Source organism: Streptomyces sp. NPDC090077 (genome assembly GCF_044747545.1).
GTDB lineage: Bacteria > Actinomycetota > Actinomycetes > Streptomycetales > Streptomycetaceae > Streptomyces.
In genome coordinates this window covers 175,215-188,719 of sequence record NZ_JBIVEG010000009.1, presented here as the reverse complement: position 1 = coordinate 188,719, position 13,505 = coordinate 175,215, and the positions used below count along the sequence as shown (strand labels likewise).

Here is a 13,505-nt window from a genome sequence, read left to right as displayed (position 1 = left end):
CTCGCGAAGTCACCGACTCACGGGGCCACCGACGAGGAAGAGGTAGGAACATGGACGGGATCCGAGCGATGTTCGCGGGCATGCCCTGGTGGGTCAAGTGGGTCGCCGTTCCGCTGCTGGCGCTCTTCGTCTTCGGCGGAGTGATCACCTCCATCCTCGGCGCGCTGATCTCGTTCGCCTTCAAGGCGCTGCTCTTCGTCGGCCTCGTCGCCGGTCTGGTCTTCGTGGTCAAGAAGTTCACCGGCAGCGGCAGCGGAACGAAGGCCTCCTCCAGCGACTGGTAGGACTGGTCCGTCCCCTTTCCCCCAACGGGTAAGGGGATTGACCCAGCCGGGGGAACGGGACCGGCCAAACCGCCCGCACGGCGGGAACCGGCCGATAGGGTGACAATCCATGCCGTTCCCTGGGGGCGGCCCCCGCAGAGCGGGCCACCCCGAGGCCCGCCGCCAGGCCTGGGGGTGAGTTTTGCCTTCGGTTCACCATCCCGGTGTCCCGACCCTGATCGGTTCGGTTCAGCGGGCGTTGAGGCTCCTCGAAGCGGCGGGGTCCCATAGCGGGGGAGCCCCGGCGAAACAGCTGGCGCGCGAGGCCGGGCTCCCGCTCCCCACCGCGTACCACCTGCTGCGCACCCTGACGCACGAGGGCTATCTGCGGCGCGAGAGCGGGGTGTTCGTACTCGGCGACGCGGCCGGGCGGCTGGCGGGTGGCGGACTTCAGCAGAAACGTCGCAGCATGATCCTCGACTCGCTCGCGCACTTCCGCGACGCGGTCGGCGCCCCCGTCTACTTCGCGGTCTACCGCGAGGGTGAGATCGAGGTCGTGGGCGTCTCGGACACCCCGGCCAGCCCGGCCTGCCAGGAGTGGGCCGACTTCCGCGCGACGGGCCACGCCCACGCCATCGGCCAGTGCCTGCTGGGCCAGCTCGACGAGAAGACGCGCAAGGACTACTACGACCGGTACCCGGTCGAGAGCATCACGCCCTACACGGTGCGGGACGTGCACGCGCTGGAGCAGAGGATCGGCTCCCTGGAACGGATGCAGCCGGTTACGGAGCGTCAGGAATATGCGCTCGGCACGGTGTGCGCGGCTATTCCGATCACAGCCGGAGATGCTGCCGCAACCATGGCGATTTCCCTTCCTTTGCACGAAGAAGACCGTTTGCACCGCGTAGTTGATCGACTGCGGAGTGAAGTAGGCGCGCTGTTGAGCACTCTCTCGTTCTCTATCAGTATCTGAAAACTCACTCCTTGTGATCTGCTGGCGCTTCCACCACCCTTGTCAAGACGGCCCTCAGGGATCATTCCTGGCCACTTCCACTACAGCGGGGTAGGCAATGCGCGAGTCGGTACAGGCAGAGGTCATGATGAGCTTCCTCGTTTCCGAGGAGCTCGCGTTCCGTATCCCGGTGGAGCTCCGGTACGACGCCCGTGACCCCTACGCGGTGCGCCTGACCTTCCACCTCCCCGGCGACGCCCCGGTCACCTGGGCGTTCGGCCGGGAGCTGCTCCTCGACGGCATCAACAAGCCGAGCGGTGACGGCGACGTGCACATCGCGCCCACCGAGCCGGGCGAACTGTCCGACGTCCACATCCGCCTTCAGGTCGGCGGCGACCGGGCCCTGTTCCGGGCCGGAGCCGGGCCGCTGGTCGCGTTCCTCGACCGGACCGACCGGCTCGTTCCGCTCGGTCAGGAGCGCAGCCTCGGCGACTTCGAGGAGAGCCTCGACCAGGCACTCGGCAAGATCCTCTCCGAGTCGCAGCACGGCGAGCGCAAGGCGGGCTGAGGCCGCGGCCGGGAGGTTCCGGCCGCCGACCCGCCCCTCAGCGCTTGCGCCGGCGCCGGCCCCGTCCGCCGCGGGCCGGTGCCGGGCTCCCGGGCGCGCCGTCCGCGGATTCGGGCCGGTCGGCGGAGACCACCAGCGCCGCCAGCGCCGTGGTCACCGGTACCGAGGCCACGAGGCCGATGGAGCCCACGAGGGTCCGTACGATCTCCTCCGCCACCAGCTCGCTGTTGGCCACCGTCCCCATGCTGCTGTTCGCGATCGAGAACAGCAGCAGGAGTGGCAGCGCGGCGCCGGCGTATGCCAGGACGAGGGTGTTCACCACCGACGCGATGTGGTCGCGGCCGATCCGGATGGCCGCCCGGTAGAGGGCGCGGGGGCCCATGCCCGGGTCCGCCTGGTGGAGTTCCCAGACGGCGGAGGTCTGGGTGACGGTCACGTCGTCGAGCACGCCGAGGGATCCGATGATCACGCCTGCGAGCAGCAAACCGCTCATGTCGATGTTCGGGTAGAGCCCGTGGATCAGCCCGGTGTTGTCGTCCGTGTTGCCGCTCAGGAACGCCCAGTCGATGAACTGCGAGCCCAGCAGACCGATCAGCAGGAGCGAGACCAGCGTGCCGAGTACGGCGACCGAGGTCCTCGCCGTCAGCCCGTGGCACATGTAGAGGGCGATCAGCATGATCGCGCTGGCCCCGATGATGGCGACGAGCAGCGGGTTCGAGCCCTGCAGGATCGCCGGGAGGATGAAGAGCGTCAGCACCCCGAAGCTGACGACGAGCGCGATGAGGGCGAACATGCCGCGCATCCGTCCCACCACGACGACCGCGACGGCGAAGATGCCGGCCAGCAGTGCCAGCGGGAGCTTCCGGTTGAGGTCGATCACGGAGTACTGGAGGTCCCGGGGCGCGTCCGGCGCGTACGCCACCACCACCTCCTGGCCCTTCTCCAGCTGCCGCGGCGCACCCGGCTGGACGATCTCGAAGAAGGCCCGGCCCTGTTCCGGGCCGCTGGTCACCTCGATGGTGGCCTTCTTGCACTCGCCGGTTTGGGCCGCCTGCGCCTCGCGCCCCTCGGGGGTGGAGGTGTCGCCGGTGGGAGGGACCTGCGCGGCGTTCACGGATTTGCAGTCGACCTTCGCGAGAGCGACGACCTTGCCCTGCTGGGTCTGCCGGTCGAAGCCCACGCCGGTGCGCTCGTGCGCGGGGGCGCCGCCCGGCCAGAGCACGGCCATGCCGATGAAGACGGCGGCGGCGAAGGGGATCAGCACGGCGGCGATCACCTTGCGCAGGTGCTTGGAGACCGGGGCCGCGGGCCCGTGGCCGTGACTGTGGCCGTGTCCGTGGCCGTGTCCGTGGCCGTGCGAAGGCCCGTGGGAGGAGGCTGGGGCATGCCCGTGGGGCGCATGCTCGTGGCCGGTGTGGCCCAAGGGATCGGTGAGCTCGTGGGGAGGCTGCGGCGAGGACGTCACTGGCAGATCATCGCAAGAGATGAGGGGGCCCACTGTTCAGCACGCCACACACGACGCTAACGTGGGGGCTACTTTGCACAACGCGGGAGCTCGGAGCACCGGGCTGAGAGGGCGCTGATCACCGTACGCGCATGAGAATGCGTACGGGAGGAGGCTGCGTCGACCGCCGAACCTGTTACCGGGTAATGCCGGCGTAGGGAGATAGGTCTCATGACCATTCAGGACGCACGCACGCCTGCCGTCAGCCAGGACGCCGACGGCTCGACCGAGCGCAAGCCGGGCTGGCACAAGGGCTACGTCGCGGGCTCCCGCCCCGACATCCGGGTGCCGGTCCGTCAGGTCCACCTCACCAACGGCAAGGACGTGACGCTCTACGACACGTCCGGGCCGTACACCGACCCGCAGATCGAGACCGACGTGCGCCGGGGCCTCGCGCCCCTCCGCGAGAACTGGATCATCGGCCGCGGCGACACCGAGGAGTACGCGGGACGTCCCGTGCGCCCCGAGGACGACGGCATCAAGCACACCTCTCCGCGCGGGGGCCTCAAGAACCTCGACGCGGTCTTCCCGGGCCGCCCGCGGCAGCCCCGTCGCGGCCGTGGCGGCGCCGCCGTCACGCAGCTCGCGTACGCCCGCCGGGGCGAGATCACCCCGGAGATGGAGTACGTCGCGATCCGCGAGAACGTCTCCCCCGAGGTCGTCCGCGAGGAGATCGCCGCAGGCCGCGCGGTGCTTCCGGCCAACGTGAACCACCCGGAGATCGAGCCGATGATCATCGGCAAGAAGTTCCTGGTGAAGGTGAACGCCAACATCGGCAACTCCGCGGTCACCTCCTCGATCGAGGAGGAGGTGGAGAAGATGACCTGGGCGACCCGCTGGGGTGCCGACACGGTCATGGACCTCTCCACCGGCCGCAACATCCACACCACCCGCGAGTGGGTGCTGCGCAACTCCCCGGTCCCGATCGGCACCGTGCCGCTCTACCAGGCCCTGGAGAAGGTCGACGGCAGGGCCGAGGACCTGACCTGGGAGATCTACAAGGACACGGTCATCGAGCAGGCCGAGCAGGGCGTCGACTACATGACGGTCCACGCCGGCGTGCTGCTGCCGTACGTGCCGCTGACCGCCCGTCGCAAGACCGGCATCGTCTCCCGCGGCGGCTCGATCATGGCCGCCTGGTGCCTCGCGCACCACAAGGAGAACTTCCTCTACACGAACTTCGAGGAGCTCTGCGAGATCCTCGCGACGTACGACGTCACGTACTCGCTGGGCGACGGCCTGCGCCCCGGCTCCATCGCGGACGCCAACGACGCGGCGCAGTTCGCGGAGCTGAAGACGCTGGGCGAGCTCAACACCATCGCCAAGCGGCACAACGTCCAGACGATGATCGAGGGCCCGGGCCACGTCCCGATGCACAAGATCAAGGAGAACATCGACCTCCAGCAGGAGATCTGCGAGGAGGCGCCGTTCTACACGCTCGGCCCGCTGACCACGGACGTCGCGCCCGCGTACGACCACATCACCTCGGGCATCGGCGCCGCGATGATCGCCTGGTGGGGCACCGCGATGCTCTGCTACGTGACGCCCAAGGAGCACCTGGGTCTGCCCAACCGGGACGACGTGAAGACCGGCGTCATCACCTACAAGATCTCCGCCCACGCGGCGGACCTGGCCAAGGGCCACCCGGGCGCCCAGGAGTGGGACGACGCCCTGTCGGACGCACGGTTCGAGTTCCGCTGGGAGGACCAGTTCAACCTGGCCCTCGACCCGGACACGGCCCGTGAGTTCCACGACGAGACGCTCCCGGCCGAGCCGGCCAAGACCGCGCACTTCTGCTCCATGTGCGGTCCGAAGTTCTGCTCCATGAAGATCTCGCAGGACATCCGCCGTGAGCACGGCGGTGACCTGAAGGCCGACGAGATCGAGGCGGGCATGGCGGAGAAGTCCGCCGAGTTCGCGGCCTCGGGCAACAGGGTCTACCTGCCGCTGGCCGACTGACCGGTGCGGAGAGGGCCGGCCGACGGCATTCCGGGGGGAGCCGTCGGCCGGCCTTCTGCCTTCTGCGTTGCGGGAGGGCCCGTGCGCCCCGCGGATGTTTCACGTGAAACAGGCCGGGGTCTCACTCCGGGTCGTGCTCCGGGCCGCCGAAGTCGGGGCTGGTGAAGTCCGGCGAGGTGTAGCCGGGACGGGGCCCCTGGGAGGACGGGCCGGGGCTGGTGAAGTCCGGGCGTGTGTACCCCAGGCTGGGGATCCGCCCGGCCCCCGGCGTACGCGGCACCGGGTAGCCCGCTCCCGCGGTGGGGTCGGCCAGTGCGTCGCGCAGGAACGGCACGATGCCCCGCTCCAACAGCGCGTTGCGCCAGGCCTCCCGGGCGCGGGAGAGCTCGTCGGGTATCGGCACGGTCTCCGCCGCCGCGACCTCCGTGGAGCTGTTGCGCACGGCCGTCACGAGCAGCCCGATCACGGCGAACAGCAGGGCGGCCACGGTGAGCGCACCGAAGAGCCAGCCCGCCGTCAGCATCGTCTCGGCGAAGGCCGGGGCGGGGTCGAGCAATTTGAGGCAGTAGCCCACCAGCAGGAAGATCAGCATGGCGGTGCCCGCCAGTACCGGTGCGAGGACGCCGACCACGGCGCTCACTCCGGCCCCGCCGTCCTGGTCCTCGGCCCCGTCTTCGGCGGCCGCCCCGGAGGCCGACAGGGCCCCGTCGCGGAGCTCCTCCCGCACCTTCACGTAGTGGTCGTACTCGGCGGCCGCCGCGGCGGTCAGGAGCGTGGTGGCGGCCAGGGCCATGGTGCGCAGTTGTTCGGCGTTCAGCCGTTCGCCCAGGGTGGCGAGTTCGGGCCGTTCGTCCGCGGTGCGCAGCGCCTCGTCGAGGAGCCGGTCGAACTCGGGTCGGTCTTCGGTGAGCAGGTGCGGAGCGCTGGTCATGTGCATCCCCCGATGCTCCGTACATGCCGGTATGCCCGCGTAGATCCGGGGCTCCGGCACAAACGGAGGAGAGCCTGCTACGGATAGAGCGATGGTAGAGCGCCCCTGCCACGCCGTGACAGGGGCTTTGCTGAAATACCCCGCTCCGAGAACGCTCAGTCGCGCAGAGGTAGTTGAACGACGAGCAGCTTGCCCGCCATCGTCACGCCGCCGTCCATCGCGATCGCCAGCCCGTCCGCGTACACGTGCGGCCCGTCCACGGCCTCCGGGCCGTGGGAGTCGTCCCCGTCCTCGGTGCCGACCTCGCCGAGCAGGTACGGGATGGGGCTGTGGCCGTGGACGACGCGACCGCCGCCGTAGGTGCTCAGGAGCTCCCGTACGGCCTGGGGGCCGGTCTCCTCGTCGCGGAAGGCGAACCGCTTGGTGAACTTGCGGAAGAGGTCCCAGGTGATGTCGGCGTCGTTGCGGTTGAGCAGTTCGTGGATGGTGTCGTTGACGTCCTCGATGGAGTCGCCGTAGTCCAGGTACGCCGTGGTGTCGGAGTGCAGCAGCAGGTGGCCGTCCTGGAGCGTTGCCGCGTCGAGCCGGGACATCCACTGGAGGTGGACGTCCTCCAGGCGCTCCATGTCGGTGCGCTGGCCGCCGTTGAGCAGCCAGGCGGCCTGGAAGGTGGCGGTTCCGGCGCCGGAGGACACGGGGGTGTCGCCGAAGCGCTTGGCGCCGATCAGGAGCAGTTCGTGGTTGCCCATCAGGGCCTTGCAGTAGCCGCCGGCGGCGGCGGCTTCCGCGGAGAGGCGCATGACGAGGTCGATGACGCCGATGCCGTCGGGGCCGCGGTCGGTGAAGTCGCCGAGGAACCAGAGCCGGGCGTTGCCGGCGGACCAGCGGCACTCGGCGTCGATGAGGTGCTGGGCCTGGAGTTCCCGGATGAGCTCGTCCAGGTAACCGTGCACGTCGCCCACGACGTAGAGCGGGCCGGGGCCGGAACCCGGGTTCTCCTGGGGGACGTAGTGGACCTGCACGGTGTCCCCGGGGCCGCCGGCCGGGCCGCGGACGATGACGGGCAGGTCGCGCTGCGTGGGCGTGTAGCCGTCGTCGCCGCCGTCGTACTCGCCGTCGCCCGCGGTGCGCTGCTGCGGGACGGTCTCCGTGCCCGGGTGGCCGGGAAGGGCCGGGGCGGGCTGTTCGGGGGCGTACCCGGGCCGCGGGGGCACGTGTGCGCTCTCCTCGTAGTACACGGGGTACTCGCCGTACACGGGGGGCTCGCCGGGCAGTGCGGCGGGCGCGGCGTACGGCACGGGTTCGGAGACCGGCACCCGGAAGTCCCGCAGCGTGTCCGTCCGCATCGCGGGTCCCTGACCGGCCCCCTGAGTCATCGACCCCTCCACCACCGTCGCGCTGCCGTACACCTGCGGACCCTGCTCGCCTCCGGGGCGGAGGGTCCGTGATGTCGTGCGCCCATCATAGGAATGCGGCTCGCGCTCTGTGACGCACCAGGGGTGGTGAATCCTGGCCGGAACCTCTGCTTCCTGCCCCTTTGTGCCGATTTCGGTGTTGGGGAAATCCTGGGCGGGGCCGTCGGCCCCGCCCAAGTGGCGGCGCGGAGGTCAGTCCTGGGCCGGTGAGCGGGGCGGGCTGACGGTCGTCCGGGGGGTCCTGCGCTGCGAGGAGGTGCGGATGATCAGCTCGGTCGGCACGACCTGTTCCACGGGGCGGCCGGTGTCCACTCCCTCGATCGCGTCGATCAGCAGCTGTACCACCGCGGTGCCGATGCGGCGGGGCTTCAGGGAGAGCGTGGTGATGGGCGGTTCGGTGTTCGCGTAGACGGTGGACTCGCTGCAGCAGACGAGGAGCAGGTCCTCGGGGACCCGCAGCCCGTAGCGGCGGGCGGCGGCGAGCAGGTCGGTGCCGTTGGGGTCGAAGAGCCCGTACACGGCGTCCGGCCGGTCGGGGCGGGCGAGGAGCCGGTCGGCGGCGACGGCGCCCGCGCACGGGTCGTGGGCGGGGTAGGACTCGTAGACGGGGTCCTGGCCGACGCGCTCGCACCAGTTGAGGTAGGCGGTCGTGGAGAGCCGGGTGTAGGTGTCGGTGGTGGTGCCCGTCAGCAGTCCGATGCGGCGGGCCCCGGCGGCGGCGAGGTGGTCGAGGAGGCCCAGTACGGCGGCTTCGTGGTCGTTGTCCACCCAGGCGGTGACGGGCAGGGTGCCCGCCGGCCGGCCGTCGGAGACCACGGGCAGGCCCTGGCGGACCAGCTCGCTGACGACGGGGTCGTGGTCGGACGGGTCGATGACGACGGTGCCGTCGAGGGCCACGTTGGACCAGACGTCGTGTCGTGACGTGGCGGGCAGGATGACGAGGGCGTAGCCGCGGGCGAGTGCCGCGGAGGTGGCGGCCCGCGCCATCTCGGCGAAGTACGCGAACTCGGTGAAGGTGAAAGGTTCATCCCCGTACGTGGTCACGGTCAGGCCGATGAGCCCCGACTTGCCGGTACGGAGGGTGCGGGCCGCGGCGGAGGGGCGGTACCCCAGCCGGTCGGCGACCTCGCGGACGTGGCGGCGGGTGGCGTCCGGGAGCCTCCCCTTGCCATTGAGCGCGTCGGAGACGGTTGTGATGGACACGCCCGCCGCGGCGGCCACGTCCCTGATGCCGGCACGGCCCTGTCGGCCGCCGACCCGCCGGGTGGTCTCGGTCCGGCTCACCTGATGCTTCCCTGCTGCTGTCATGGCGAGCCGATAGTAGGGCTCGGAGGGGAGGGTGGTTCAGGTGCATATGCACGCGTTGACAGGCACGATTCTGCATGGTTCGCCACCCCCAATGACCTTGGAATTGAAGGTATTTCCCGCCTTGTGTCGAAAGTGGGGCTTGTAGACGGGTACGAGCATGCCAAAACGGAGCCGTGTCGGGCCGCCCTCAACTCACCTGCACGAGGGATGCGCGCCACGGCGCAGGCCACCGGCGCGCGCATATATGCGTGCGCTCCCCCCGTGTTCCTGGCGCCCGCCATTCTCGGATCGGCGGAATCCTCATAAGGTGAGCAGTATTGAGTCGACGGAGACGTCGACGGGACGGTCGAGGAGGACCTGCGGTGAGCGAGAAGAGCCCGAAGCTGCGCGCCGAGCTGGACGGCATTCCCACCTACAAGCCCGGCAAGCCCGCTGCCGCGGGCGGGGCCGTCGCGTTCAAGCTGTCCTCGAACGAGAACCCGTATCCGCCGCTGCCGGGCGTCCTGGAAACCGCGGTCGCGGCCGCGGGCCGGTTCAACCGCTACCCGGACATGGCGTGCACCGGACTGGTGAACGAGCTGGCGGAGCGTTTCGGCGTGCCGGTCGAGCACATCGCCACGGGCACCGGCTCGGTGGGCGTCGCCCAGTCGCTGATCCAGTCGACGGCCGGCCCGGGTGACGAGGTCATCTACGCCTGGCGGTCCTTCGAGGCGTACCCGATCATCACCCAGATCTCCGGCGCGACGTCGGTGCAGGTGCCGCTGACCGACGGGGACGTCCACGACCTCGACGCGATGGCCGCCGCGATCACCGACCGGACCCGCCTGATCTTCGTTTGCAACCCCAACAACCCCACCGGCACTGCCGTGCGCCGCGCGGAGCTGGAGCGGTTCCTGGACCGGGTGCCCTCGGACGTCCTGGTGGTTCTGGACGAGGCCTACCGCGAGTTCGTGCGCGACGCCGACGTGCCGGACGGCATCGAGCTCTACCGCAACCGTCCGAACGTGGCCGTGCTGCGCACGTTCTCCAAGGCGTACGGGCTGGCCGGCCTGCGCGTCGGCTTCGCGGTGGCGCATGAGCCGGTGGCCGCGGCGCTGCGCAAGACGGCGGTGCCCTTCGGCGTGAGCCAGCTCGCCCAGGACGCGGCGGTCGCCTCGCTGCGGGCGGAGGACGAGCTGATGGGCCGGGTCGGGACGCTGGTGTGCGAACGCAACCGGGTGCACGAGACGCTGCTCGCGCAGGGCTGGACGGTTCCGGACACCCAGGCCAACTTCGTCTGGATGCGGCTTGGGGAGCGGACCGCGGAGTTCGCGGAGGCCTGCGAGAAGGCCGGTGTGGTGGTCCGGCCCTTCGCGGGCGAGGGCCTGCGGGTCACGATCGGTGAGACCGAGGCGAACGACCTCTTCCTGCACACGGCGGAGGCGTTCTTCAAGGAGCTGTAGCCACGGGGAGCCGTGGTGGCGAAGGGCTGGGCGGGGCTGCTGTGGTCACGCAGCCGTCGTCAGACCAGCTCCACGCGGATGGGGTCGCCGTCGCGGACGGTGGCCAGGAGGCGGGGGTCGCCGTCGAACGAGCCGAGCACGTTGCAGGGGCTCGCCAGGCGGCTCTCGCCTCCGCGCGAGATGGGCGTGGGGCCGTAGGGCAGGGCGAGTGCGTCGCCCTCGGTCCAGAAGGCGACCGTGCCGGGCTCGACGACCTGCTGGGCGTCGTCCTCCAGGGCCACGGAGACCCCGGTGTCGAAGTAGACCTCCTCGCCCCAGGTGTTTGCGGAGGCGGAGATCGGGAGGGCCGCGGCCAGCGCCTTGCTGGTCGGGGTCTCGTCGAGGGTTGCGGTGAGCAGGCCCGCAGGCCAGGAGATTCGAATCTGCATGGGCCACATTCAACAATCTGTTGAAATCCTTGGCTAGTGGCCGATAAGAGGGACCCCGGCTGATTCAGGCCGTAGGCGGTAGGACATAATGCTTGTGAATGTGAACGCGTTCACAAGCGTGTCCTGCTTCCTCCCGGTATGGGAGGGAACCCGCCAGGCAGACTGCCCGCTGTGACCACGGCGACGACAAGGAGAAGACGACGTGGACCTAGCTTTGGCGCCTGAGACATTGGCGCGCTGGCAGTTCGGCATCACCACCGTCTACCACTTCCTCTTCGTGCCGCTCACCATCTCGCTCGCCGCGCTGACCGCCGGCCTGCAGACGGCGTGGGTCCGCACGGAGAAGGAGAAGTACCTCAGGGCCACGAAGTTCTGGGGCAAGCTTTTCTTGATCAATATCGCGATGGGTGTCGTCACCGGCATCGTCCAGGAGTTCCAGTTCGGCATGAACTGGTCCGACTACTCGCGATTCGTGGGTGACATCTTCGGCGCCCCGCTGGCGTTCGAGGCGCTGATCGCCTTCTTCTTCGAGTCGACCTTCATAGGCCTGTGGATCTTCGGCTGGGACAAGCTGCCCAAGAAGATCCACCTCGCCTGCATCTGGATGGTCTCCCTCGGCACCGTCCTGTCCGCGTACTTCATCCTGGCGGCCAACTCCTGGATGCAGCACCCGGTCGGCTACCGCATCAACGAGGAGCGGGGCCGAGCCGAGCTCACCGACTTCTGGAAGGTCCTCACCCAGGACACGGCCCTCACCCAGTTCTTCCACACCATCACGGCCGCGTTCCTCGTCGGCGGCGCGTTCATGGTCGGCATCGCCGCCTTCCACCTCGCGCGCAAGAAGCACGTCCCGGTGATGCGCAGCTCGCTGCGGCTGGGCCTGGTCGTCATGATCATCGCCGGTCTGGGCACCGCGATCAGCGGCGACCTGCTCGGCAAGGTGATGTTCAAGCAGCAGCCGATGAAGATGGCCGCCGCCGAGGCCCTCTGGGACGGCGAGGCGCCGGCCCCGTTCTCCGTCTTCGCCTACGGCGACGTCGAGAAGGGCCACAACAAGGTGGCCATCGAGATCCCGGGCCTGCTGTCGTTCCTCGCCAACGACGACTTCAGCTCCTTCGTCCCGGGCATCAACGACGTCAACAAGGCCGAGCAGGAGAAGTTCGGACCCGGCGACTACCGCCCCAACATCCCCGTCGCCTACTGGGGCTTCCGCTGGATGATCGGCTTCGGCATGGCCTCCCTCGGGATCGGCATGCTCGGGCTGTGGCTGACCCGCAAGCGGTTCCTGCTGCCGCCGGCGCTGCGCACCGCCGAGGACGAGGTCCCCCATCTCGTCCTCTTCAAGAAGGCGCTCAGCCCCCGGTTCACCCAGCTGTACTGGATCGTCGCCCTCTGGACCATGCTCTTCCCGCTGATCGCCAACTCCTGGGGCTGGATCTTCACCGAAATGGGCCGCCAGCCGTGGGTGGTCTACGGAGTGCTGCGCACCAGGGACGCGGTCTCGCCGAACGTCACGCAGGCCGAAGTGCTCACCTCAATGATCGGCTTCACGCTGCTCTACGCCGTGCTTGCGGTGATCGAGGTCCGGCTGATGGTGAAGTACGTCAAGGCGGGCCCGCCCGAGCTGACCGAGGCCGACCTCAACCCGCCCACCAGGATCGGCGGGGACGACAAGAACCCCGACCGGCCGATGGCCTTCTCGTACTGAGGCTGAGGGGACCACACCATGGAACTTCACGACGTCTGGTTCGTACTGATCGCCGTCCTGTGGACCGGCTACTTCTTCCTGGAGGGCTTCGACTTCGGAATCGGTGTCCTGACCAAGCTGCTCGCCCGGGACCGCACGGAGAAGCGGGTCCTGATCAACACGATCGGGCCCGTGTGGGACGGCAACGAGGTATGGCTGCTCACGGCGGGCGGTGCCACCTTCGCCGCCTTCCCGGAGTGGTACGCGACCCTGTTCTCCGGCTTCTACCTGCCGCTGCTGGTCATCCTGGGCTGCCTCATCGTCCGCGGCGTGGCGTTCGAGTACCGCCACAAGCGGTCCGAGGAGCGGTGGCAGACCAACTGGGAACACGCGATCTTCTGGACCTCGCTGATCCCGGCCTTCCTCTGGGGCGTGGCCTTCGCCAACATCGTCCGCGGGGTGAAGATCGACCAGGACATGGAGTACGTCGGGAGCGTCCTCGACCTGCTCAACGTCTACTCGGTCCTCGGCGGCCTGGTCACCCTCACGCTGTTCACCTTCCACGGTGCCGTCTTCGCCGCGCTGAAGACCGTCGGGGACATCCGGGACCGCGCGCGTGCGCTGGCCACCCGGCTGGGTGTGGTGACGGCCGTGCTGGCTCTGGCCTTCCTGATCTGGACGCAGGCCTCGCGCGGTGACGCGTGGAGCCTGGTGGCGATGGCCGTGGCCGTACTGGCACTGGTCGCGGCCCTCGGGTTCAACCTGGCGGGCCGGGAGGGCTGGGCGTTCGCCCTGTCCGGGATCACCATCGCGGCAGCCGTCGCGATGCTCTTCCTGACGCTGTTCCCGAACGTCATGCCGTCCTCGCTGGACGCGGCCTGGAGCCTCACGGTCACCAACGCCTCGTCCACCCCGTACACCCTGAAGATCATGACCTGGTGCGCGGCGGTGGCCACGCCCCTGGTCCTGCTCTACCAGGGCTGGACGTACTGGGTGTTCCGCAAGCGGATCGGCACGCAGCACATCGTCGACGCGCACTGAGCCGCAC

12 protein-coding genes and 1 riboswitch are annotated in these 13,505 nt (G+C 69.4%); of the genes, 7 read left to right on the top strand and 5 right to left on the bottom strand.

The window, feature by feature from the left end:
* Window positions 1-59 precede the first annotated feature (59 nt).
* From ACIPW5_RS17865 to ACIPW5_RS17855, 3 genes are all read left to right on the top strand, one after another.
* Window positions 60-284, top strand: a complete 225-nt coding sequence (locus tag ACIPW5_RS17865; RefSeq protein WP_401245815.1) for a DUF5326 family protein — start codon at window positions 60-62, stop codon at window positions 282-284.
* Window positions 285-465: 181 nt separating this feature from the next.
* Window positions 466-1,236, top strand: coding sequence for an IclR family transcriptional regulator (locus ACIPW5_RS17860; RefSeq protein ID WP_401245649.1), 771 nt, complete (start codon window positions 466-468; stop codon window positions 1,234-1,236).
* Between the two features lie 97 nt (window positions 1,237-1,333).
* On the top strand, window positions 1,334-1,783 hold the full coding sequence (locus ACIPW5_RS17855) for an SsgA family sporulation/cell division regulator (protein WP_401245647.1): 450 nt from the start codon (window positions 1,334-1,336) through the stop codon (window positions 1,781-1,783).
* Window positions 1,784-1,820: 37 nt separating this feature from the next.
* On the opposite strand, the gene ACIPW5_RS17850 is transcribed toward ACIPW5_RS17855, so the two are convergent.
* A complete protein-coding gene (locus tag ACIPW5_RS17850) occupies window positions 1,821-3,281 on the bottom strand; it encodes a YibE/F family protein (RefSeq protein ID WP_401245645.1) in 1,461 nt (486 codons plus the stop codon).
* A gap of 39 nt (window positions 3,282-3,320) precedes the next feature.
* Window positions 3,321-3,465: riboswitch (TPP riboswitch) on the top strand.
* Here ACIPW5_RS17850 and thiC point away from each other — a divergent pair.
* Window positions 3,459-5,246, top strand: a complete 1,788-nt coding sequence (gene thiC / locus ACIPW5_RS17845) for a phosphomethylpyrimidine synthase ThiC (protein WP_401245643.1) — start codon at window positions 3,459-3,461, stop codon at window positions 5,244-5,246. It overlaps the preceding riboswitch by 7 nt.
* 121 nt (window positions 5,247-5,367) lie before the next feature.
* On the opposite strand, the gene ACIPW5_RS17840 is transcribed toward thiC, so the two are convergent.
* The 3 genes from ACIPW5_RS17840 to ACIPW5_RS17830 form a co-directional block, all read right to left on the bottom strand.
* Entirely contained in the window at window positions 5,368-6,183 is an 816-nt protein-coding gene (locus ACIPW5_RS17840; protein ID WP_401245641.1) for a hypothetical protein, read from the bottom strand.
* A 149-nt stretch (window positions 6,184-6,332) separates the two neighbouring features.
* Window positions 6,333-7,553 carry a metallophosphoesterase gene (locus ACIPW5_RS17835; RefSeq protein ID WP_401245639.1) on the bottom strand — a complete coding sequence of 407 codons (1,221 nt, stop codon included), beginning with the start codon at window positions 7,551-7,553 and terminating at the stop codon, window positions 6,333-6,335.
* Between the two features lie 231 nt (window positions 7,554-7,784).
* On the bottom strand, window positions 7,785-8,900 hold the full coding sequence (locus ACIPW5_RS17830) for a LacI family DNA-binding transcriptional regulator (protein ID WP_007265278.1): 1,116 nt from the start codon (window positions 8,898-8,900) through the stop codon (window positions 7,785-7,787).
* Window positions 8,901-9,262: 362 nt separating this feature from the next.
* Between ACIPW5_RS17830 and hisC the strand changes: the two genes are divergently transcribed.
* Window positions 9,263-10,342 (top strand): histidinol-phosphate transaminase, encoded by a 1,080-nt coding sequence (gene hisC / locus ACIPW5_RS17825; RefSeq protein ID WP_401245637.1) that lies wholly within the window; start codon window positions 9,263-9,265, stop codon window positions 10,340-10,342.
* A gap of 59 nt (window positions 10,343-10,401) precedes the next feature.
* On the opposite strand, the gene ACIPW5_RS17820 is transcribed toward hisC, so the two are convergent.
* A complete protein-coding gene (locus ACIPW5_RS17820; protein WP_042801275.1) occupies window positions 10,402-10,770 on the bottom strand; it encodes a cyclophilin-like fold protein in 369 nt (122 codons plus the stop codon).
* Window positions 10,771-10,972: 202 nt separating this feature from the next.
* Between ACIPW5_RS17820 and ACIPW5_RS17815 the strand changes: the two genes are divergently transcribed.
* Together ACIPW5_RS17815 and cydB are read left to right on the top strand one after the other, a co-directional pair.
* Window positions 10,973-12,478, top strand: a complete 1,506-nt coding sequence (locus tag ACIPW5_RS17815; RefSeq protein WP_401245635.1) for a cytochrome ubiquinol oxidase subunit I — start codon at window positions 10,973-10,975, stop codon at window positions 12,476-12,478.
* An 18-nt stretch (window positions 12,479-12,496) separates the two neighbouring features.
* Window positions 12,497-13,498, top strand: coding sequence for a cytochrome d ubiquinol oxidase subunit II (gene cydB / locus ACIPW5_RS17810; RefSeq protein WP_401245633.1), 1,002 nt, complete (start codon window positions 12,497-12,499; stop codon window positions 13,496-13,498).
* The last annotated feature ends 7 nt before the right edge of the window (window positions 13,499-13,505 follow it).

Excerpts from the sequence above, each read along its gene's own strand:
- thiC (WP_401245643.1), top strand. The coding sequence starts at position 3,459 with ATGACCATTCAGGACGCACGCACGCCTGCCGTCAGCCAGGACGCCGAC.
- ACIPW5_RS17830 (WP_007265278.1), bottom strand. The coding sequence starts at position 8,900 with ATGACAGCAGCAGGGAAGCATCAGGTGAGCCGGACCGAGACCACCCGG.
- cydB (WP_401245633.1), top strand. The coding sequence starts at position 12,497 with ATGGAACTTCACGACGTCTGGTTCGTACTGATCGCCGTCCTGTGGACC.
- ACIPW5_RS17820 (WP_042801275.1), bottom strand. The coding sequence starts at position 10,770 with ATGCAGATTCGAATCTCCTGGCCTGCGGGCCTGCTCACCGCAACCCTC.
- ACIPW5_RS17855 (WP_401245647.1), top strand. The coding sequence starts at position 1,334 with ATGCGCGAGTCGGTACAGGCAGAGGTCATGATGAGCTTCCTCGTTTCC.
- ACIPW5_RS17835 (WP_401245639.1), bottom strand. The coding sequence starts at position 7,553 with ATGACTCAGGGGGCCGGTCAGGGACCCGCGATGCGGACGGACACGCTG.
- ACIPW5_RS17840 (WP_401245641.1), bottom strand. The coding sequence starts at position 6,183 with ATGCACATGACCAGCGCTCCGCACCTGCTCACCGAAGACCGACCCGAG.